Genomic DNA, 21,477 nt, shown 5'->3' with positions numbered 1-21,477 from the left:
ATCCACAAAGCGCTGGCAAACCCGGTGCGGCGCAATATCCTGGCCTGGCTGAAATCGCCGCAGGAGAACTTCGCCATGCAGGACTACCCGCTCGAACTCGGCGTCTGCGCTGGCCTGATCGACGCACGCACCGGTTTGTCGCAATCCACCGTATCGGCCCATCTGGCCACGCTGCAGCGCGCCGGGCTGGTGACGTCCAAGCGGGTCGGCCAATGGATTTTTTTCAAGCGCAACGAAGAGACCATCCAGGCTTTCCTCGATTACATGCACTGCGATCTGTAAGCCCGGCGGCGCCCTGCGCTGCGCAAGACAAGCGGCGCGCGAGCGCCCGATTTCCGCACCCCTGGTGCTCCACTTTCCTCGATATCCAGACCCATACCCATGCCTACTCTCTTTGATCCGATCCGTATCGGCGACCTCGAACTTCCCAACCGCGTCATCATGGCGCCCCTGACCCGCTCGCGTGCCGTGGGCGGCGGCCGCGTGCCCAACGCCCTGATGGCCGAGTACTACGTGCAGCGCGCTTCGGCGGGCCTGATTCTCAGCGAAGCCACCGCCGTCACCCCGCAAGGCGTGGGCTACGCCGACACCCCGGGGATCTGGTCGGACGAGCAAGTGGCCGGCTGGAAGGTGGTCACCGATGCGGTGCATGCCGCCGGCGGCCGCATCTTCCTGCAGCTGTGGCATGTGGGCCGTATTTCCGATCCGGTCTTCCTCGACGGCGAACTACCGGTGGCGCCGAGCGCCATCGCGCCCGCCGGCACGGTGAGCCTGGTGCGTCCCAAGCGCCCGTACGTCACGCCGCGCGCGCTTGAAACCGACGAGATCCCCGGCATCGTCGCCGCCTACCGCCACGGCGCGGAGAACGCCAAGGCCGCCGGTTTCGACGGCGTGGAAGTGCACGGCGCCAACGGCTATCTGCTCGACCAATTCCTGCAGGACAGCACCAACCAGCGTACCGACGCCTACGGCGGCCCGATCGAGAACCGCGCGCGCCTGCTGCTGGAAGTGACCGACGCCTGCATCGCCGTGTGGGGCGCATCGCGCGTGGGCGTGCACCTGGCGCCGCGCGGCGATGCGCACGACATGGGCGACGCCAACCCTGCCGCCACCTTCGGCTACGTGGCGCGCGAGCTCGGCAAGCGCGGCATCGCCTTTATCTGCTCGCGCGAAGCGCTGGGCGACAACCGTCTCGGCCCTGAACTTAGGAAGGCATTTGGCGGCGTCTATATCGCCAACGAGAAGATGACCAAGGCCACGGCCGGGCACGTACTCGAAGCCGGCGACGCCGATGCGGTGGCGTTCGGCCAGTTGTTCATCGCCAACCCGGACCTGCCGCGCCGTCTGCAGATCGACGCGCCGCTGAACGCGCCGCAGCCGGAGACCTACTACCATGCCGGCGCCGAAGGCTATACCGACTATCCGGCGCTCGCCTGAGCATGGGTGTCGCGGCCCGCGCTGGCTCGCGTGAGATCGCGCGCGTACGCGCTTGAACGGTTGCCCGGTTGAACGCCCCGCCTTGCGCGGGGCGTTTTCCCACGCTCGGGATGGTTTGAACCAATCGCCGCCATGCCATAATCCGCGGCCATGGCACCTACCGACCCAGCAGACGATCCGCAGGCCGACCCGTCGCAGCGCATCCATCGCGCGGAATACGCGCGGCGCATGAACCGTGTGCTGGACTACGTCGACCAGCATCTGGACAAGCCGCTCGACCTGGCCCAAGTGGCGGACGTGGCGAATTTTTCCCGCTTCCACTTTCATCGCGTGTTCGCAGCCTGGATGGGCGAGACGCTGGGCGACTACGCGCGCCGGCGCCGGCTCGAGACCGGCGCATTCCTGTTGTCCTGCAAGCCGGATGCCTCGGTGCTGGAAATCGCGCTGGCCACCGGTTTCGGCTCGGGCGAGGCATTCGCGCGGGCCTTCAAGCTCAAGTTTGGCTGCACGCCCTCCGCCTGGCGCGCCAGCGCGGCCCAGCACCGGGCCGGGCAGATCGCGGCGGCACGCGAGCGCTATGCCAACCGTCACAGCAATCCGGATCAGGTCTTGCGCAACGCCGATCAGGTGGAGGGCGGCGCGCTCATCGAACATGACGACTCCTATCAAGCACATGGAGAACGCAATATGGAAGTCCGCATCGTCGATCTACCCGAAGTCCGTGTCGCCTACCAACGCCACATTGGTCCCTATGGCCCGGCGATCGGCACCTTCTGGCGTGAAGTGGCCGCGCCCTGGATGCATTCCAACGGCCTGAGCGGGCAGATGTGCTACGGCATCGGCCACGACGCCCCCGGCATCACGCCGCCCGACAAGTGCCGCTACGACGCCTGCGTGGCGGTGCCCGAAACATTCCAGCCCAGCGGCCAGGCCGGCATCGCCGTCCTGCCGGGCGGGCGCTACGCCGTGGCGCAATTCAGCGGCGCCCCGGCCAGGGTCGGCGCTGCATGGATGTGGCTGACCCGGGAATGGCTGCCGTCCAGCGGACTGCAGTGCGACGGACGGCCTTGCTTCGAGCGGTTCTCGGCCGTGTCGGCACTGGACCAGCGCACGGGTGATCTGACCTGCGAGTTGTGCATTCCGGTGCGGGCGCTATAGCAGGCAGCAGGCACAGCGCAATCTCAAGCCGCCTGCGGCCCGACCGCGGCGACCACCTCGTCGATAACGCCACGCGGCGCGATGTCCGGCAGGAGGAGGGGGCCTGGCGCCATTGACCGGCGCCCGAGGCGATCCGCCCGGCCACGGGGGCCGGGCTCGGGATGCGCAGACTTAAAGCGCGAACCTGTCGAGGGAGATCCCCAGTTCCCCGGCCATGTGCTCCAGCACCGCCTGCAGCCGGATCACCTTCTCGGCCAGCTCCTTTTGCTCCGCCTTCATTGCCTCGAATTCGGACGGGGGGATAGCGTCCACCTCGGCGCCGCCGCTGCGCACCGACGCTTCCTCCGCGCTGACCTCGCCGCACAGCAGGTGCATCCAGCGGTTTTCGCGGCCGCCGGGCGCGCGCGGCAGTTTGACCACATGCGGCGGCTCGCTGGCGGCAAGTTCTTCGAGGAAGACCTCGACGGACGAAATGTCGGCGAACGCGTGCAGGCGCGCGGTGTTCAGGCGCAGCTCGGCAGCCGTCTGCGGGCCCCGCAGCAGCAGCATGGTAAGCAAGGCGATCGATTGGCTCGGCACGCCGAGCACGCGCTTCATGTTCTGCTCGAAGCGCGGCACGCGGCTGCTGCTGCCTTCGAACACCAGGCTGAGCCGCTTCAGGCCATCGATGGCCGTGAGCACCTCGTCCTCGCTGACGTTCATCACCGGAGCGCGCGCGGTCTTCTGGTTGCAGCCCGCCGTCAGCGCATTGAGCGACAGGGGGTAGGTGTCGGGCACCGTGTGCTGCTTCTCGACCAGCACAGCCAGCACGCGCCCTTCGAGCTGTGTCAGGGAACGGACCGGATGGTGCGGGAGAGTCTCGGGAGTGGAATTCATAATGGCATCGCTACGTGAAGCTACCTGCATTCGAACCTGACCGGTGCTGCCGTCAGGTACGTTCTGGTTGGGAGGCATATGATAGCCGCATGGCCGTTGCCGAAGCCACGCAAGCGGCTACTGCGGCAAACGCCCCGGCCGCGCGTGCCGCTCGCCTAGTCCGCCTGCGCGCCCGAGCGCTTCACCACCGCGCCCCATTTGCGGATCTCGCTGTCGACGAACCTGCCGGTGTCTTCCGGGCTCATCGGCATCGGCTCCGAGCCGCGCTCGGTGATGAACTTCTGCAGTTCGGGCGACTGCAGGGCCTTCACCGTTTCCGCGTTGAGCTGGCTCACGAGCGCGGGCGGCAGGCCCTTGGGCGCCATCAGGATCGCCCAGCCAAGCGCTTCGAAACCGGGCACGCCTTCCTCGCGCACGGTCGGCACCGACGGTAGCTGCGGGGTGCGCTTCGCCACCGTCACCGCCAGCGGCACGGCCTTCTTCGAGTGGATCAGGGGCAGCGCGGCAGTCACCGAATCCACCATCAGCGGGATCTGGTTGCCGAGGAAATCCGACTGCGCCGGACCGCTGCCCTTGTAGGGAATATGGACCATGAAGATGCCGGCCTGCGCCTTGAGCATCTCGGCCGACAAATGCTGGGTTCCGCCCACGCCGGCGCTGGCGTAGCTGAACTTGCCGGGTGCCGCCTTGGCCTTGGCGATCAGGTCGCGCAGCGAGACGATGCCCGAGCCCGGCGTGGCGAGGAACACCAGCGGTACCGAGAACACGCCGGAGATCGGCTGGAAATCCTGGCGCGGGTTGTAGGCAAGCTTCCTGTACAGCGTCTGGTTGATCGCCATGGCGCTGCCGGCCATCACCAGGGTGTAGCCGTCGGGCGCGGCATGCGCGGCGATTTCCATGCCGAGGTTGCTGCCGGCGCCGGCGCGGTTGTCGACCACGATCGGCTGGCCCAGCTGCTTGCCCAGGCGCTCGGCCAGCGCGCGCGCGAAAATGTCGGTGGCCTGTCCGGGCGGGAACGGCACGATCAGCTTGATGGGACGTTCAGGATAGGCGGCGTGGGCAAGCGTGCCCGCCAGCGTCAATGCGGCGGCGGTGGCGATCAGGGCAAAGGACGTCTTCAAGGGGCTCTCCTGCTTTGTAGTTATTGGTGTTGTGCTTGTGCGCTGTGTTGCGCGCCGCGCAGTGGGCGGGCCACGCAGGGATGGATTCTACGGGATGCCTGCCCCGCGCCTGCCGCCGGCGGACTGAACCACGGCGCCCCCGGCCCCGGACCTGCACCCGCTCGGAGGCGCACGCCGGGCATCCCGGCCATCACCACGGCCGTCCACGCCAGGGACATCGGGAAAGCGCCGCTTCATCACGCGCGCGCGGTCGTGGCGCCTGATACGGCGCCATCGTCGGAATCGCTCAAGTGCATTGAACGCGCGGCCGCCTTCCGCGGCAGGACAAAGGAGGCGATCCTATGATCCACTGGCATGCAGTGGCCGCCCGGGCTTCGCGTGGCCGCGCATGAAGGATGGGCGGACCGAACGCGCCGGCGCGCTGGCACCGACGTTCAACACCGCGCCGGTGGTCGACGAAGTGTCGAAGCGGGTGCTGTCTGGGCAGGGCGCGTCGAGCGTGCGCTGACGGGGCCGGGCCCTTTCATTCACCGTTTATGATCGAACCGCCGCGCCAGCCGTTCGCCGCCGAACTGCACCAGCGTGACCAGCGCCACCAGGATTGCGATCACGTTGAACATCACCGCGGTCTCGTAGCGCTCGTAGCCGTAGCGGATGGCAAGGTCGCCCAGGCCGCCCGCCCCGACCGCGCCGGCCATGGCCGACGAGCCGATCATGGCGATCACGCTGACCGTTGCGCCGCCGACGATGCCGGGCAGGGCCTCCGGCAGCAGCACATGGCGCACGATATGCCAGCGCCGGCAGCCCATGGCACGCGCCGCCTCGATCAAGCCCGGATCGATCTCGTTCAGGCTCACCTGGGCGATGCGCGCAAAGAAGGGGATCAGGTGCACGCTCAGCGGCACCACCGCCGCCCAGGTGCCCATGGTGGTGCCGACGATCAGCCGCGTCACCGGCAGCATCGCCACCAGCAGGATGATGAACGGGATCGAGCGGAAGGTATTGACCAGCGCCGACAGCGCACGATACAGCCGTGGCCGGGGCCGCAAGCCCCCCGGCGCGCTCAGCGTCAGCACGATGGCCAGCGCCATGCCCGCCGCGAAGACGACCAGGCATGCGCTGCTGACCATCAGCAGGGTCTCGCCCAGCGCGCGCAGGTATTTGTCAACCATGGGCAGCATAGCCGCGTACCTCGGAATGGCCGGCGCGCGCACTGGCATGCGCCGCATTGGAATTCGCGCCGGCCGGGGCCGGCATCCCGAGCCGCAGCGGACGCAGCAGCGCCAGCGTGGCCGCGGCGCGCGGCTCGGCGAACACCTGCCGCACGGTGCCCAGCTCCGCCACATGGCCCTGATCGAGCACCAGCACGCGGTCGCAGGCCTGGCGGATCACCGCCATATCGTGCGTGATCAGCACCACGGTCAGGCCCAGCTGGCGATTGATATCGCGCAGCAAAGCCAGGATCGATTCGGTGGTCTCCGGATCCAGCGCCGAGGTGGCCTCGTCGCACAGCAGGATCTCCGGCCGGTGCACCAGCGCGCGGGCAATGCCCACGCGCTGCTTCTGCCCGCCCGAGAGCGTGGCCGGATAGACCTGCGCCTTGTCCGCCAGCCCCACCAGCGCCAGCAGCGCCGTCACGCGCGGCGCAATCTCCGTGCGCGGCAGGCCCGCCACGCGCAACGGCAAGGCCACGTTCTCGAACACGGTCTTTGCCGAGAGCAGATTGAAATGCTGGAAGATCATGCCGATCCGCCGCCGCAGCACCACCAGGCCGTCTTCATCCAGCCCGCCCACCGCCACGTTGTCCACGCGCACCTGCCCGGTGCTCGGACGCTCCAGCATATTGATGGTACGCAGCAGCGTGGACTTGCCCGCGCCGCTACGGCCGATGATGCCGAAAATCTCGCCGCGCGCCACGGTAAAGGAGACATCTTCCAGTGCCGCGGCCTGGGCGCCGGCATAGTGCTTGCCGAGATGTTCGAAGACGATATGCGGCGGACTGGACTGCAGCGGGAGCACCTGTGACACGATCGGGATCCTTCTGGAAGTAACGGGAATTGCGTGAGCGGCGCGGGCGGCGTGGGCGATCAGAACGCGGGAATCACCGAGCCCTGGTACTTGGTCAGGATGAACTTGCGCACCTCGTCCGAGTGATAGGCCTTGACCAGCGGCGCCACCCACGGCGCGGCCTTGTCGCGCTCACGCACGGCGATGACATTCACGTAGGGGTTGTGCTCCTTCTTCTCCACCGCGATGCCGTCGCGCGTGGCGATCAGCCCGGCCTGGTAGGCAAAGGTATTGACCACGGCCGCCGCATCCACGTCCGGCAGCGAACGCGCCAGCACCACCGAGGCGCTTTCCACCAGGTCCAGCTTCTTCGGGTTGGCGGTCACGTCGGCCAGCGTGGCCGTGCCGGTGTAGGGATCGAAGCCGTCGCGCAGCTTGATCAGGCCGTGATCGCGCAGGATCACCAGCGCACGGGTCTGGTTGCTCGGGTCATTGGGAATGCCGATGCGTGCGCCCTGCGGCAGCGACTCCAGCGACTTGTACTTGCGCGAGTAGAAGGCGATCGGCGAGATCAGCGTATCCGCCACCGGCACGATCTTGTAGCCGCGCTGCTTGACCTGGTCGCGCAGGAAGGGAATGTGCTGGAAGGCGTTGGCATCGAGATCGCCATTGTTCAGCGCCTCGTTCGGGCTGGCGGTGCCGGTGATGACGATGGGCTGCACATGGAGGCCCTGCTTCTTGGCGACCTGGGTCACCACCTCCCAGATTTCCTCGTCCACGCCGCCGCGCACGCCTACCTTGATGGCCTTGTCGGCGGCCAGTGCCGGGGCGGCGCCCATGGCCAGCGCCGCCGTGGCGGCCAGGAGCTTGAAGAGAATCGCGCGCAGGTTCATAAGCCGTTCACCTTGAGTTTGGACTGGCGATGATGGAAATGGCGGAGTGCCAGGGAAGCCAGTCTAGGTAGGCGGCAAGGGCGCGGTCCAGGAATAAATCCGCAATAGCAAATCCGGAAAACCTGCCAGGCGGCGAACGTCCGCGGAGCATCGGCACGCGAGGCAACCTGCCATGGGACACACAACGCCGCGCGCATATCCATGCGCCGATTCATTCGTTCCGCATGGCAGGCACGCTGCGTAGAGTGGCGGTTTTTTCGTACGCGCAAGCCATTCCTTTCGCCACGCCAGGCCGCCCTGCCGCTGCCGCTGCGCCAGGTGGTGCGGATACCGTGTGCGTTCGTTTTGACATTCCGATCAAAGTCTGCCTGTTCCGCCGGATAAACCCGGTAAGATAGCTGCCGGATGCGCCTCTCCACGAACCAGCGCCGGTGCCATGCCGTTCAAGCTCACTGATAGACGAACCACCCATCTGGCGGCGCCCTGTGCCGGCCATCGGATGGCCATCGCCATGCTGATCCTCCCCCTGGGGGGTTGCACGTTACGCGGTGCACCGTCCTATGAAATCCTCGGGGCGTATTTCCCGCTCTGGCTGCTGAGCGCGGTATTGGGCCTCGTCGGCGCCCTGGTCGCCCACCGGATTTTCGTTTCAACCGGATGGGCGCAGACCGTGCCCCTCCAACTCTCCGTCTGCATGGCCATCGGCCTGATGGTCGCCGTGCTTGTCTGGCTCTCGGTAACAGGACAGTTGGCATGAAAATGGCCGGCGTACGCAACATCCCGCTGAAAGGCAAGGTGATCGGCTGGGTAATTATCGGACTTGGGATCATCGCGGCGTACTACGCCTATGATCGGGCCTCCCGTTTCCCATCGACCGACGATGCGGCCATCGATGCCGATGTCGTGCACGTCGCCTCGCCCGTTGGCGGGCGGATCGTCAGGCTCGCCGTGAGCGAAAACCAGCGGGTGGCAAAAGGCGACCTGTTGTTTGAGCTCGATCCCGTCCCCTATCGCCTGGTGCTGGCTCAAGCTCAGGCAGACCTGGAACTGGCGCGCGCGGCACTCGGTACCCGGCGCAAGGTGATCGTCGGAGAGCGTGCGAACGCAGCGGTTGCCGACGACCAGACTGGCAAGGCGGCGCACAGCTACGAACTTGCCTCGCGTACGGTGCAGCGGCTCGCTCCGCTGGCTGCCAAGGGCTACGTGCCTGCGCAACAGTTGGACCAGGCGCAGGTCGCACAGCGCGAAGCCGCGCTTTCGCTGCGACAGGCACAGGAACAGAAGCGGGCGACCGCGCAGACCATCGGCGGCGACGACGATGCGATTGCAACGGTGCATGCGCGCGAGGCGGCGGTCGCGCTGGCCCAGCACCATCTCGACGAGACGGTCGTGCGCGCGCCATACAACGGCTTTGTCACGGGGCTCTCGATCCTGGCAGGCGAGACGGTCGCGCCGAATCAATCGATCTTCACGCTGATCCATGCGGACGAATGGTTTGCCGTCGCGAACTTTCGCGAGACCTCGCTTTCCCGAATCGGCCTGGGCGACTGCGCCACCGTGTATTCGATGATCGACCGGAGCCAGGCCATTCGCGGGCAGGTGGTTGGCATTGGCGCGGGTGTCTCCGATCCGGGCCGGGTGAATCTGCCTCGCTCGCTGCCTTATGTGCAGCAGTCGGTGAACTGGGTGCGGGTTGCCCAGCGCTTCCCGGTGCGCGTGCGTCTCGCGGAGCCGGCGGCCGGCCTGGTCAGAATCGGCGCGAGCGCGGTAGTCGAGATCAGGCATGGCCCAGCCTGCCGATAGCCTGTTCCGCCAAGGCGCAACGGGCGCCTGGAAGAGGCTGCTCGCTCCTTACCCGGGCCGGGCTGCCATCGCCGCGCGCGTCGCGCTGATCTGCGCACTGACGGTGCTCGTGACAAGCGCCTGCGGTACACCGGAAGCCGCTCTCTCCGCCTACGTGGTGTTCTTCCTGAACCGACCCGACCGGGTCATGAGTCTGGTGACGGGGCTGGCGATGCTGATGCTGGTCACCGTGGTCATTGGCCTCGTACTCGTCGTAGCCGTGTTCGTGCTCGACGACCCGCTCTGGCGCGTCGCGTGCATTGCCATGCTTTCGCTGGGGCTTCTGTTCGTGACGTCGGCAAGCAAGCTGCGCCCCGTTGGCGCGATTCTCGCGATGATCGTCGGGTTCTCGCTCGACAAGCTTGGCAGTGTGCCGTTCGGCGAGGTGGCCACTCGCGCGATGCTGTACGCCTGGCTGATGGTTGCGATCCCGGTCGGCCTTTCCATCGCGGTCAACCTGGCCGTCGCGCCATCGCCGCGACGGCTCCTCTGCCGCGAGCTGGCGAGGCGCCTGCGGCTTGCTGCCCGCAGCCTGGCGGAGCCCGCCGCGATGCGCGATGCCCTGCACGCGTGCTTGACCTCCGGTGACGACCAGATCGCCTCGTGGATCCGGCTCTCCGTTGTCGACGGATCATCGGCCGCGGCGGATGTTCCGGCGTTGCGGCAGGCCGCGTCGTCGACGATAGCCATCCTGGTCGCCGCGGACCTGGCCGGCAGCGAACCATCGGGCCGGCTACCCGCAGCGCTGATCGAGCCGATCGCCAGGACGCTGGAGGATATGGCCGGCATGCTGGAAGCGGGCGGCTATCCCGTCGACATCGAACTCGCGTTGCCCGAAACCGGTGATCCGGCACCACTGGCCCGGGCCGTGGCCCAGCAGCTTCTCGACGCCATCAACCGTTTCGCCGTGGTTGACACCGCAGCACCCGTACCTGCGGCTGGCAAGCGAGGCGCCTTCTTCCTGCCGGACGCATTCACGAATCCCGACCATGTCCGCTACGCGCTGAAGACCACGGTGGCGGCGATGTTCTGCTACCTGCTCTATTCCCAGCTCGATTGGCCCGGCATTCACACTTGTTTCATCACCGTCTATATGGTGTCCCTCGGCACCACTGCCGAGACCGTCGAAAAGCTGACGCTGCGGATCGCAGGGTGTCTCGTGGGCGCAATCCTGGGTACCGCCGCCATCCTGCTCGTGATGCCTGCGCTGACGTCGGCAGGCGAGCTGATGGGCGTCGTGTTCGCCGGCGCGTGCCTGTCGGCGTGGATAGCGTTCGGCTCTCCAAGAATCGCCTATGCCGGATTTCAGATAGCCTTCGCCTTCTTCCTGTGCGTGATTCAAGGGGCAGCTCCCGGCTTCGATCTCACCCTCGCACGCGATCGCACCATCGGCATTCTGCTCGGCAATATCGTCGTCTACCTGGTCTTCACGCGGGTCTGGCCCGTTAGCGTCGCCGCCCGGGTTGACGCCAGGCTCGCGGAGCTTCGGCAGCACTGGGAACGGCTCGCAGCGCTTGCCCACCCGGCCACGCGACGGGCGCAAGCCGCCAATGCGATGGCCCGGCGCGACTCGCTGGAGCAGGATCTCGCCTTGATGGATTACGAGCCGTCCTGGGTGCGCCCCACGGCGGCATGGGTCTCCGAGCGTCGTCGCGAGCTGGCCAGGCTAAGCGCGCTTGAAGGACCGATGTTCCTGCTTGCCGAGCGACAGCCGGGCGAACCCGCGATCGACCACTGGCTACGCCGCCTCGGCGGAACCCGATCGCCGCAATCGGCCGGGACCGCCCCTGCGCGCGCGGCAAGCTCCGCGGCCCCGGACCCGGCGTCGCCGTACGCGGATGCCGGGCATACGCGTACGGCGTTGCTCAATCTTGGCGATGCACGCCTGGCCGGGCTCGAACCTATCGAATCCGGCGATGCCGGAAAGGAACACACGACCCATGCGCCGGCTTAACCCGCCATTCGCCCTGGCCATCCTGGCCGCATCCAGTCTGGCGGGGTGTGCCACGTCCTCCCTGGACATGGCTCCCCCGAGCCCGGATCGTCCGTGGCAGCCGCAGGTGAGCGAGGCCGGAGACATTGTTCCCGGCCCGCCCGCGCTGGCATCGGCCGGATCCGCCCACAGCTACCAGCTGCCCGCCAACCCCGGACTGGCGGCGGTGACACCCCCACCCGAGCTGGACCAGGCGCATGAATATGGTCTGCCGGAGTTGATCGATCTCGCGGAGTCTGCAAACCCGCTGACCCGTATCGCCTGGAACGACGCCCGGAACGCGGCACTAGCGGCAGGCATCGCGAAAGCGGCTTATCTCCCGCAGCTCTCGGCCACCGCGATGGGGCTGTATGCCAGCGCCCACGGGTCAAGTTCCACCTTGCTTGGCGATACGTCGGCCAGCGCCTCGGCGCATGGCGCAACGTCCGTGCTGTCGTTGCAGTGGCTGCTGTTCGACTTCGGCGGACGCGCAGCTCGCATCGAAGCTGCGTCACAGGCCTCCACGATGGCGAACATCGGATTCACTGCCGTCCACCAGCAAGTGATCCACGACGTGAGCATCGCCTTCTACGCCTACCAGGCCGCTCATGCACGCATGGCCACGACGCAGCAGGCGCTTGGCAACGCCGACGCCATACTTGGCGCCGCCCAATTGCGCTACAAGCGCGGCATCGGCACCGTCATCGAAGTGGCGCAGGCTACGCAGAACCGCGCGCAGGCAAAGCTCGCGCTGGTCCAGGCACAAGGCGCCGAATCCAACAGCTACCTGGCGCTCATCTCGGCGCTGGGAATATCCCCGCTATCGAAGCCCAGGATTGCGGACATGCCAATCCGCAAGCTGTCGCCCGCGATGAGCGAGTCAATCGAGCAGATCGTCTCTTCCGCGATCGCCCGGCGGCCGGATGTGTTGAGCGCCTATGCAGCCGAGCGGGCCAACCTGGCGAAGATCAAGGCCGCCGAGGCGGAGTTCATGCCCAAGGTCTTTGTCTCCGCTTCAGCCGCCTATAACACCAGCAGTACGTCGATTTCCGCGGTTCCGGCTATCGGGCAGCAATTGCCGACCGTCAACCTGAGCGGCGGCCGCTACGGCGGGAGCGTGATCGTCGGCGTAACGATCCCGCTATACGATGGCGGCCTGCGTTCAGCGGTCCTTGCGCAGGCACGCAACGATGCCAACAGCGCATCCACCCGCCTGGCCCGCAGCCGCGAAGAAGCTGTCCGGCAGGTTGTCGCAGCACAGAACACGCTGCAGTCCAGCCTGGCAGCCCACGCTGCCGCGACCGAGTTGCTCGCAGCCTCGCAGACCACATACGATGCCGCGCTGGATGCATTCCGGCATGGCGTCGGCTCCGTCACCGATGCCTTGCTTGCGCAAAACCAGCTGTTCGCTGCGAAGAACGCCTACGCGGACAGCTACAGCGCCGCGCTGTCAGCCGCCGCGACCCTTGCCCTCGCGGCAGGCTCGGTCGATTCGATACCCGCGCAGCCGGGCTGAACATGCACCCCTGGCCCTTGACCGGATCCGGCGAAGAGCCGCCGCTTCCTTCGTTCCTGCCCCCTTGCCGTTGGTTTGCATGCATGCCAGGCCCACTCCGGGATGGCCTGGCCGTTGCCTTCGCCGGCATGCATCCCGGCAATGGCGGTCGCGGGCGAGCCGGCATAACCTTGCATATCCCGCGAGCAACGCCTTGGGGGAAATCACGCCGCTACACCGAGCAGCGCCAAGGTGGCGTGACCGGGGGATACGGGATGCGGGATACGGGATGTTGTACTAGTCTTCCCAGTACGCGCGGAACGCGGCGGCTACGATCACCGGCAGGCACAGGACGAGCGGGATGGCGAAGTAAGGCACATCCAGGTCGACCACCCGCTTGTAGATGAGCCAGCCAATGCCCACGGCGAGGGTAACCAGGCCAATGAGCGCCGAGAGAACGTTCAGTACCCGGTCGGAGGGGCGTCTGCGCATCGGTTCCTTGGTCAAAGGTGCTTTCATCGCAACTCCCAAGCTGGTCGTGGGGGCCTTTGGATAATCAAGTTTAGTCCAGCGCGGCGCGTCACGGCGGCCTGCCTGGCATCGGATTGTGCATGTCAGGAGAAAGCGAACCCGGAACGAACCCTGTCACAGGTATTCCGGGGGCCTTGCAGTCACACGTGATCGCAGCGCGCCGAGTCGGGCGCCGGGGCCCTGCCGCGCTGCCGGAAGCCACAAAAGCGCCGTCGGAGCGACATAGCGCAAGGACGCCGACCGGCGGGAAAACCCGGGCGCCATGCCGCTTGCGCGATGACTGCGAGGATTCCCACATTCCCCCCTTGCTTCCGGGTTGCGCATGCCTGGCGTTGTGGATATATTTTCCAGCACCGTGACTCCACCGACGAGATTCGCCCATGACCGTCTACGTCGCACGCAATCGATCCACCGCGGTTGAACGCATCCATTCCCGGATGGAAGGTACGGTAGACCTGGACTATGAGACGGCCTGGGAAGATGCATTCGAACTGGGAAGACTCGGGCAGCGGTACGGCGTCGTCGTCCAGTTCAGGACCATCGAGCATGTTGCCGTACGCTCGCCGGAAGCCCTGGCCAGTGGACTGAGAGCGCCAAAGAACACGTTCAGGCAACGTCATCTGTATTGCCTGTTCGATCTGACCATCTTGCCGGAAGCCACCCTGAGCGAACTCGAAGCGCGCGCCATCCAGCATGGCGACTACATCCTGGCTGGCCGCCTGCTGAAAGAGCCGACGCTCACCTGGGCGTGACCGCGGCGTACCGGCACTGGCGGACCCTTCGCCGGTAGCGCGGTGGGCAAGCCGCGCCCCGATCCGGGGTGCGTCATGCGGCAGTCACGCCCCGGTCATTCCACAATCAGCTTCAATCCGGCGGGCAGCGACTCGCCGAATACGCGTCCCTCGTCGGCTTCGTCGAGTTCCACCGTCTCGCGCACCATGGCGATCCACGTTCGTGGCGCGTTGGCGGCTTCGAGCCGGCGGACGACGTTTGCACGGACATCAGGGGGCAGGTCCCGCGAACGGTCGCCCGTCATGCGGGCGACCTGGACGGCGGCGAACGCAGCCGGCTCGATTTTTTTCCAGTCGAGCGCAAGGATCGCATCCAGCCACCGCACGGCAACGTCCGCCGGCACCACGCTGTGCGCGCTGCCATAGAACGGCCGGCGCGCGCCGATGCGGCCGATGGCCCACCAGCCCTGGGGGTTTTCCGAGGATTTCCTGAGCCGGGTCAGCAGCCATTCGGCGACTTCGATCTTGCGCTCGACGGGAACACGCTCCAGCGACCCGGCAAGGCGCACCATGTCGGCATAGCCCGCCCTCGCCGGCCCGGGCGGCCGCTTGTATCGCGTCGTGCCGGCGGGCTGCAGATAGAAGGCCATATCATCCAGCAGGCGCAACTGCGCCTGCTCTCCCAGGCCGCCCGCCACGCGCCGCCACAGCGTCCACCACTCCGACCAGATCTGGCTCTCGTTGACGTACTGGATGCCCTGCTCGAACAGCGACCAGAGCTGCTCGGCGCGCCAGTCGTCGAGCGGGTAGCCAAAGCCCGGCCGCAGGCAGTAGCCGGCCAGGTTCAGCCAAAGCCGCTCGTGGTCGGCCGTGCGCCGCCGCCGGCGCGCGCGCTCCCAGAAGGTGCCGAACAGTTCGCGCAGCAGCGCGCTGTCCCATGTCTCGCGCGCCCCGAGCAGTTGCTCCAGTTGCACGCGCAGCCGCTTGACCTCCTTGGGACCGACCTCTTGCGAGCGCGCGCCAAAGGTGCGGTCGATGCATTCGCCTGCCTGGGCCAGGGACGCATGGGGCGCGTCCATGGGCAAGGCAGCAGGGGCATCGTTGCCGCGCAGCTGGAATTCGAGCAGCCAGCGCTGCGAGGCATCCCCTATCTCGATGCAGTGCACCTCCAGCGTGCCGACCTCGGTCAGCGACGAGGTGAGCTGGACGGGCGTCTCCCGCGGCCCGCCGGCACCGCGCGGCTGCACCACGGTGGCGATTGGCGGCAGCCGGACGAAATCGCCCTGCGCGAGATCGGTCAGCTCGCCCGGCAGATAAGCCGTGTCAGCCACGGAAGACACCAGGTGGAAGCGCACCGGATACCCGAGCCGCAGGGCGAAGGCGCGATCCTCGAGATGAATCTCCTGGCCTTCTTCGGTGCCGCGCGGCAACAGGCAGATGCCCTGTTGTCCCTGCGCGCCATCGTCGAGCACCAGGAAATAACTGCGCGCCGAGCCCCCGCCGATGCGCGGGGCATGCCCCGTGCGTGCGCGCGCGTAAGCCACCGCGCCACGGGCCACGGCGACGTCGGGGCTATCGTTGTGCAGCACGTGCAGCGGCTCGCCGCGCCACCTGCCCAGGGTGCCCGCGATGCGCCCGCTCAGGGCGCTGGCGCGGAACACGCCGCCGTTGAGCAGCAGGGTGTCGGGCATCGGCAATGCGGCATCGGGCGCTTCAGGCGCACCGGGCGCACCGGGCGCATCAGGCAAATCCAGCGCTTTGCGCGACTGCGCCGCGTGCTGGCTCAGGAAGGCCGCGACATGCCGGGTGACCGCCGGATCGGTCGCATAGGGCAGGCCAAACTCGACAATGGCGCCCCGCGCCCGCCCGGGCCTCTCGTCCGAAGACACCGGGGGGAAGAAACCGTCGACGATGAGTTGTTCGATCTCCTGCCGCGTCACCTCCACCGAGCGCGACCCGCCAATCAGCCTGGAGCCAGCACCAAGCAGCGTGATCGTGACGGCGTCCGGCGCCTGCGCGCTGAGCAACTGCTCCTTTGCAACCCGGCACCGCTCGACCAGCTGGGACAGGCTGGCAGCCGACAGTCGCGCGTGCCCCGCGGCCAGGCGCGACTCGACAAGATGCGCCAGGGCAAGATCCATATTGTCGCCGCCGAGCATCAGGTGGTTGCCAACGCCGATGCGGGTCAGCTGCGGCTGGCCGTCCGCCATCGCCACCTTGATGAGGGTGAGGTCGGTGGTGCCGCCGCCCACATCGCAGATCAGGACCAGGCGCGTCTGCGCCAGTTCCGCGCCGAGCGTGCGGCGATGATGGAACAGCCAGTCGTAGAAGGCCGCCTGCGGCTCTTCCAGCAGGCGCAGGACGGGCAGCCCGGCCGTGCGCGCGGCTTCCAGCGTCAGCGCGCGCGCGCCTTCGTCGAACGACGCGGGCACGGTGAGCACCACGTCCTGGTCTTCGAGCCGGGCCTGCGGAAAACGGTGATTCCAGGCGGCGCGCACGTAGGCCAGGTAGCTGGCGCTGGCGGCCACCGGCGACACCTTGCCGACCTCGTCGCCGGCCCCCCAGGGCAGGATGGGCGCGGTCCGGTCGACCGACGCATGCGACAGCCAGCTCTTCGCGCTGGCCACGAGCCTGCCCGGCACCTGCGCGCCCAGCGTGGACGCCAGGCGGCCGATCACGACCTGCTGCGCCCCGGCGCTATCGGCCTGCTGCCAGGGCAGCTGGAGATCGCCCGGGCTGAGTTCCCCGGGCGCCGCGTGATACCGCACGGACGGCAGCAGCGGGCGCGCCGCGACCTCCCCCAGGCTTACCAGTTGATCGATATCGAAGACGCCGATGTCCTCCGATCCCGCCTGCGCGTATGCGACGACCGTGTTGCTTGTGCCAAGATCAATGCCGACGATGTACTGCTTCATCGCATTCAGGCGTTCGCGCTGCCGCGCACGTCGAACTCGACCTTCCAGCGCTCGCCGGTACCGCGCGGCACGGCTTCCAGTTCCAGCGTGCCAGCCTCGGTGACGCGGGCATGCAGCTTCACCGGCACCACCTCGCCCGGGGTTCGCCCCTCGGACGGCAGCGTGGCCTGGATCTCATCGAGCTCCTGCAGTTCCTCGGGCGACCAGGAGTCGAGCAGGGTGCCGACCTGGTCCTGGCGGCGCACCGACGAGCCGAAGAAACGGAAGTGCACCGGTTCACCCACCACCAGGCCGAATTCCTGTGCCGGCAGCGCCGCCTCGGTCCCTTCCTCCATGCCAAAGGGCGCCACGCAAAGCGCCTGCACGGGCGGCTCGAAGCCGGGCACGGCAGGCATCGCCGATTCCACGGCGATATAGTAGGCACGCGCGGTACCGCCACGGATGCGCACGCCCTTGCCGCGCCGCACGTAGCCGTAGTAGGCGGCGCCGCGCGCCACGGCGAGGTCCAGGTCGGCGCCTTCCAGCAGCCGCGCGGGCGCGGCGCCTTCGGCGGCGAGCCAGCCGTTGAGCGTCTGCATGATGCGCGCAGCCAGCAGGTCCGACTTGAACACGCCGCCATTGAACAGGACCGCCGTGGGATGCAGCAAGGTCGCGCCCTCCGGCTGCGTGCCTTGCATGCCGTCGAGTTCGGCAAGCGCTGCAACCTGGCGGCCGAGGAACGCGGCCAGATGGCGCGTGACGGCCGCATCCTGCGCATATGGCAGGCCGAGCTGGGTCAGGCCGGCGCGGGTCCGGCTCACCGGACGGGCCGAGCCGTCCACTTGCGGGAAAAAACCCTCCAGGATGGTCTGGGTCAGCTCGGCGCGGGTGAGTTCCGTGCGGATCGAGCCACCGATCAGCTTGGACCCGCGGCTCGGCACCACCAGCGGCACGGCATCCGTGGCCGCATCGGAGAGCAGCGTTTCCTTGGCCGAGCGGCAGGCATAGGTGAGCGCCCGCAACTGCCACGGATCGGCCTGCGTACCCTGGGCGGCCAGCTTGCGCGCCACCACATGGGCCAGCGCGAGATCCATATTGTCGCCGCCCAGCAGGATATGCTCGCCCACGGCAACGCGGTGCAGTTCCAGGTTGCCTTCGCGCTCGATCACGGCGATCAGGGAAAGGTCGGTCGTGCCCCCGCCGACATCCACCACCAGGATGATGTCGCCCACCCTGACCTGCTTGCGCCAGAGGCCATCGCTCTTCTGGATCCAGCTATAGAGCGCCGCCTGGGGCTCTTCCAGCAGGGTCATGCGTGCATACCCCGCGGCTTCGGCGGCTTCGGCCGTCAACTCCCTTGCGGCCGGGTCGAACGATGCAGGGATGGTGACGGTGATTTCCTGCTCGCCGAACGGTGCGTCGGGATGGGTATGGTCCCAGGCTTCACGCAGGTGCGTGAGATACCGCACGGAAGTCTCCAGCGGCGAAACGCGCGGCACTTCGGCCGGTGCGTCGTTTGGCAGGATCGCCGCCCGGCGGTCCACGCCGGGGTGGCACAGCCAGCTTTTGGCGCTGGATACCAGGCGGATCGGCGTGGCCGCGCCGCGGCTGCGCGCCAGCTCGCCTACCGCGAACTCCCGCTGCGCGGTCCACGGCAGGCCCAGGTCGCCCGGGGCCAGCTCGCTGGGGTGCGGCAGGTAGAGAAACGAGGGCAGCAGGTCGAGTTCCTCGACGGCGCCCGGTGCGGTGAGCTGCGTGACCGGCAGGACGCCCTGGCTGGTCTTCTCGCCATCGCTGGCAACAAGGTCGACGTAGGAAATCGCGCAGTGGGTCGTGCCCAGGTCGATACCGATGGAATAGCGCGGTGCGTTCATAGCTCGACCTCGGCCGGTGCGATCACCGTGGCGTCGTGGCGTTCCGCCAGCCGGGGCAGGCGGACTTCCGCGACCTTCCAGCCGCGGTGACTGATGCTGCCGTTGAACGGCGCGCTGCCCACCACATTGCCGGTCAGCCGGATCGCGGTGGCATCGAAGCCTTCGGCCAGTGTCACGCGGCTGCCTTCGGCTTCCTCGCGCACGGGGCGGATGGAGAAATGCTCGCGCAGCACCGCGCGGCAGCCTTCATGCACGAGCCTGGCGGCAGCGCCGATTTCCGTGTCGGTATAGCCCGCGATATCCTCCTCGACGAAATCGATGAAGCGCGCGTCGCGCTGGAGCAGCCCCAGCAGCTGCAGCGCCGCTTCCGGGCTGGCTTCCTTCAGTGCTGGCACGGGCACCGGCGCAGGCACCGGCACCGGCACCGGCACGGCAGCCTGCGGCGCCGGCCTGGCTTCCGCAGGGCTCGCCCCGTCGCGCAGGCGCCGCACGCCGCCGGCAAACTCGCGGTCGCCCAGGATGGTGAAGAACGTGCCGACGGCAAGGGCGATCCTGCCGAGGAAAGATGGGTTCGAGTCGGTCATAAACTACTCCTGATGGGCTCTGTTAAAGGACGAGCCATCCTCTGGCGACACTGGCAAGGCCCGGTTTCCACCGCGCATGCGGTTCCGGACATCGATGGCCAGGCCAGGCGCCGGCGTCTGATTTGCTGGCCCGACCGGGCCGCTCAGGCCGTATTTTGCCCTAATGCGCCCCCGATCCGGCCAATGCCGGGGATTTGCCTGGTGAACCGGAGCGGATGCCAGCGCGGCACAACCGGCCGCTCCGTCCGGCACCTCCCTTTTCCACCCCCGATTCCACTCGTAACTCGCGCCGGATGCCCGCCAATTCGCGACGCCATGCGCCGTTTCGTCGCATCGCACGGCCCGGATGACGGGTGCGCCCCCATCATGGGCATCGTCGAATATCCCCGCAAAGCAAAGAAAAGGAGATCCGCAATGCTGCCTGGCATTCTTCAGCACACGCCCGCCTGGATATGGGTGATGCTTGCCGCCCTGATCGCCCTCGGCATCTCGCAGGCGGCGCCCAGGCGAATGACGCCGCGGCGGGCCACCACTGTCCCGTTGGCAATGGCCGTGCTGTCTTTCCTGGGTGTCGTGTCGGCATTCTCGCGGCAGCCTCTGGCGCTGGTGGCCTGGGCGGCCGGCATGGCCGCCGCGCTGGTCCTGGCCAGGGCGGCCGGCACATGGGAGACGATCCGCTGGTCGACGGCAGATCGCTGTCTGCATGTCCCCGGCAGCTGGATACCCCTGTTGCTGATCCTCTGCATGTTCGCGACCCGGTTTTGCGTCAGCGTGGCACAGGCGGTCAATCCCGGGCTGTTGCGCCACGGGACCTTTGCCATGGCAGCCGGCTTTATCTATGGCGCGGTTAGCGGTATCTTCCTCGCACGCAGCCTCGTGGCCTGGCGCGTCTCCCGGCAGGCGCCGCTGCGCGGCGTGATTACCTGAGCACATTGAACGCACCCCGAGCCCTGCCCAATCGCTGCACACTGGAACCATACCGCGGCATGCCATCTCCCTCCGACGTACTGGCCTGGCTCTGGCGCCAGCTGCGGGTCGCCATCCCGCTGGCCCTGGGGTGCGCCTTGTTCTTCAGCGCGATGTTTCGCGAGCCGTTCGGCACCACGCTGGTCTATTCGTTTTGCATCACCTTCCTTATCCAGGCCCTGGTCAGCGCGGGCCGCCATGGCATCTCGCGCCGGCTGCGCCTGCAGCAGCCCGGCGACCTTGCCGCACAGCGCGCCTGGCCGGGCTGGAAACTGATGTTCCCGTGGATCATCGCGTCGGGCGTCGTCGGCTACTTTGCCGGCCATGCGCTGGCCGACCTGCTGACCGGCGGCCACGATACCCCCGCCACGTTCCTGCAGGATTCCCGCGCCTTGCTGCTGAGCATGAGCATGGTGGTGGCGCTGTCCCTCGGCGTCACTTACTTCCACTATGCGCGAGGGCGCATGGCGCTCATGGAGGCGCGCGCGCAAGCCGCCATGCGCAGCGCGGCGGAGAATCAGCTCCGGCTGCTGGAATCGCAGCTGGAGCCGCACATGCTGTTCAATACGCTGGCCAACCTGCGCGTGTTGATCGGCCAGGACCCGCAACGCGCCCAGGCCATGCTCAACCATGTGATCGCGTTCCTGCGCGCCACGCTGGCGGCTTCGCGCTCGGAGTCGCACCCCCTCTCGTCCGAGTTCGAGCGCATTGGCGACTATCTCGAGCTGATGCGGGTGCGCATGGGTCAGCGCCTGCGGACACGCATCGACCTGCCGGCCGGACTGGCCGCGTTGCCGGTCCCCCCGCTGCTGTTGCAGCCGCTGGTGGAGAATGCCATCCTGCACGGACTGGAACCCAAGGTGGGCGGCGGCTGGATCCGGATCACGGCGCAGCGCGAAGGCGATATGCTGCGGCTGTGCGTACGCGATACGGGCGTGGGCCTCGGCGCGCTGCCGCCCGGCCCGGATTGCTTCGGTACGCAGCAAGTCCGGGAACGGCTCTCGCATCTCTTCAGCAACACGGCCACGTTCGAACTCTCGGCAGCGGGCGATGACGAAGGGGGCGCGCTGGCCACCGTGCGCCTTCCGCTACCCTG

19 protein-coding genes are annotated in these 21,477 nt (G+C 67.6%); 10 read left to right on the top strand and 9 right to left on the bottom strand.

Annotated features, from left to right (window positions below):
- The 3 genes from P3W85_RS08275 to P3W85_RS08265 form a co-directional block, all read left to right on the top strand.
- Positions 1–282 (top strand): ArsR/SmtB family transcription factor (locus tag P3W85_RS08275; RefSeq protein WP_276264417.1); only part of this gene is annotated, 282 nt, incomplete at its 5' end.
- Positions 283–381: 99 nt separating this feature from the next.
- Positions 382–1,437, top strand: coding sequence for an alkene reductase (locus P3W85_RS08270; RefSeq protein WP_276264416.1), 1,056 nt, complete (start codon positions 382–384; stop codon positions 1,435–1,437).
- A gap of 150 nt (positions 1,438–1,587) precedes the next feature.
- On the top strand, positions 1,588–2,595 hold the full coding sequence (locus tag P3W85_RS08265; RefSeq protein WP_276264415.1) for an AraC family transcriptional regulator: 1,008 nt from the start codon (positions 1,588–1,590) through the stop codon (positions 2,593–2,595).
- A gap of 171 nt (positions 2,596–2,766) precedes the next feature.
- On the opposite strand, the gene P3W85_RS08260 is transcribed toward P3W85_RS08265, so the two are convergent.
- The 5 genes from P3W85_RS08260 to P3W85_RS08240 form a co-directional block, all read right to left on the bottom strand.
- Positions 2,767–3,471 carry a YceH family protein gene (locus P3W85_RS08260; RefSeq protein ID WP_276264414.1) on the bottom strand — a complete coding sequence of 235 codons (705 nt, stop codon included), beginning with the start codon at positions 3,469–3,471 and terminating at the stop codon, positions 2,767–2,769.
- Between the two features lie 155 nt (positions 3,472–3,626).
- Positions 3,627–4,592, bottom strand: a complete 966-nt coding sequence (locus P3W85_RS08255) for a tripartite tricarboxylate transporter substrate binding protein (protein WP_276264413.1) — start codon at positions 4,590–4,592, stop codon at positions 3,627–3,629.
- Positions 4,593–5,119: 527 nt separating this feature from the next.
- Positions 5,120–5,764, bottom strand: a complete 645-nt coding sequence (locus P3W85_RS08250) for a methionine ABC transporter permease (protein ID WP_276264412.1) — start codon at positions 5,762–5,764, stop codon at positions 5,120–5,122.
- A complete protein-coding gene (locus P3W85_RS08245; protein WP_430869515.1) occupies positions 5,757–6,629 on the bottom strand; it encodes a methionine ABC transporter ATP-binding protein in 873 nt (290 codons plus the stop codon). Before P3W85_RS08245 ends, P3W85_RS08250 begins: the two co-directional genes overlap by 8 nt.
- 50 nt (positions 6,630–6,679) lie before the next feature.
- Positions 6,680–7,492, bottom strand: coding sequence for a MetQ/NlpA family ABC transporter substrate-binding protein (locus P3W85_RS08240; protein WP_017224710.1), 813 nt, complete (start codon positions 7,490–7,492; stop codon positions 6,680–6,682).
- Positions 7,493–7,991: 499 nt separating this feature from the next.
- On the opposite strand from P3W85_RS08240, the gene P3W85_RS08235 reads away from it, so the two are divergent.
- The 4 genes from P3W85_RS08235 to P3W85_RS08220 are packed head-to-tail and all read left to right on the top strand — an operon-like array spanning position 7,992 to position 12,822.
- Entirely contained in the window at positions 7,992–8,249 is a 258-nt protein-coding gene (locus tag P3W85_RS08235; protein WP_017224709.1) for a YtcA family lipoprotein, read from the top strand.
- Positions 8,246–9,295 carry a multidrug transporter subunit MdtN gene (gene mdtN, locus P3W85_RS08230; RefSeq protein ID WP_276264411.1) on the top strand — a complete coding sequence of 350 codons (1,050 nt, stop codon included), beginning with the start codon at positions 8,246–8,248 and terminating at the stop codon, positions 9,293–9,295. Before P3W85_RS08235 ends, mdtN begins: the two co-directional genes overlap by 4 nt.
- Positions 9,276–11,288 (top strand): FUSC family protein, encoded by a 2,013-nt coding sequence (locus tag P3W85_RS08225; protein WP_276264410.1) that lies wholly within the window; start codon positions 9,276–9,278, stop codon positions 11,286–11,288. Before mdtN ends, P3W85_RS08225 begins: the two co-directional genes overlap by 20 nt.
- Positions 11,275–12,822 carry a TolC family protein gene (locus P3W85_RS08220; RefSeq protein WP_276264409.1) on the top strand — a complete coding sequence of 516 codons (1,548 nt, stop codon included), beginning with the start codon at positions 11,275–11,277 and terminating at the stop codon, positions 12,820–12,822. Before P3W85_RS08225 ends, P3W85_RS08220 begins: the two co-directional genes overlap by 14 nt.
- 276 nt (positions 12,823–13,098) lie before the next feature.
- Here the strand turns inward: P3W85_RS08220 and P3W85_RS08215 are convergent, their stop codons facing one another.
- Positions 13,099–13,320: a hypothetical protein gene (locus P3W85_RS08215; protein WP_035806759.1), complete on the bottom strand. Its 222-nt coding sequence runs from the start codon at positions 13,318–13,320 to the stop codon at positions 13,099–13,101.
- Between the two features lie 392 nt (positions 13,321–13,712).
- Between P3W85_RS08215 and P3W85_RS08210 the strand changes: the two genes are divergently transcribed.
- A complete protein-coding gene (locus P3W85_RS08210) occupies positions 13,713–14,084 on the top strand; it encodes a hypothetical protein (protein ID WP_017224704.1) in 372 nt (123 codons plus the stop codon).
- Positions 14,085–14,179: 95 nt separating this feature from the next.
- Here the strand turns inward: P3W85_RS08210 and P3W85_RS08205 are convergent, their stop codons facing one another.
- Genes P3W85_RS08205 through P3W85_RS08195 form a run of 3 tightly spaced genes read right to left on the bottom strand, consistent with a single transcriptional unit; the run spans position 14,180 to position 19,415 of the window.
- Entirely contained in the window at positions 14,180–16,978 is a 2,799-nt protein-coding gene (locus P3W85_RS08205) for an Hsp70 family protein (protein ID WP_276264408.1), read from the bottom strand.
- Between the two features lie 5 nt (positions 16,979–16,983).
- On the bottom strand, positions 16,984–18,831 hold the full coding sequence (locus P3W85_RS08200) for an Hsp70 family protein (protein WP_276264407.1): 1,848 nt from the start codon (positions 18,829–18,831) through the stop codon (positions 16,984–16,986).
- Positions 18,828–19,415, bottom strand: a complete 588-nt coding sequence (locus tag P3W85_RS08195; protein WP_276264406.1) for a DUF2760 domain-containing protein — start codon at positions 19,413–19,415, stop codon at positions 18,828–18,830. The genes P3W85_RS08200 and P3W85_RS08195 overlap by 4 nt, the downstream gene beginning before the upstream one ends.
- Positions 19,416–19,730: 315 nt before the next feature.
- On the opposite strand from P3W85_RS08195, the gene P3W85_RS08190 reads away from it, so the two are divergent.
- Positions 19,731–20,342: a DUF6622 family protein gene (locus P3W85_RS08190; RefSeq protein ID WP_276264405.1), complete on the top strand. Its 612-nt coding sequence runs from the start codon at positions 19,731–19,733 to the stop codon at positions 20,340–20,342.
- Between the two features lie 59 nt (positions 20,343–20,401).
- A partial coding sequence (locus P3W85_RS08185; RefSeq protein WP_276264404.1) for a sensor histidine kinase occupies positions 20,402–21,477 on the top strand: 1,076 nt, incomplete at its 3' end.

The organism is Cupriavidus basilensis (assembly GCF_029335485.1).
In the GTDB taxonomy this organism is placed as follows: Bacteria; Pseudomonadota; Gammaproteobacteria; order Burkholderiales; family Burkholderiaceae; genus Cupriavidus; species Cupriavidus basilensis_E.
This window is presented reverse-complemented; position numbering and strand designations above follow the sequence as displayed.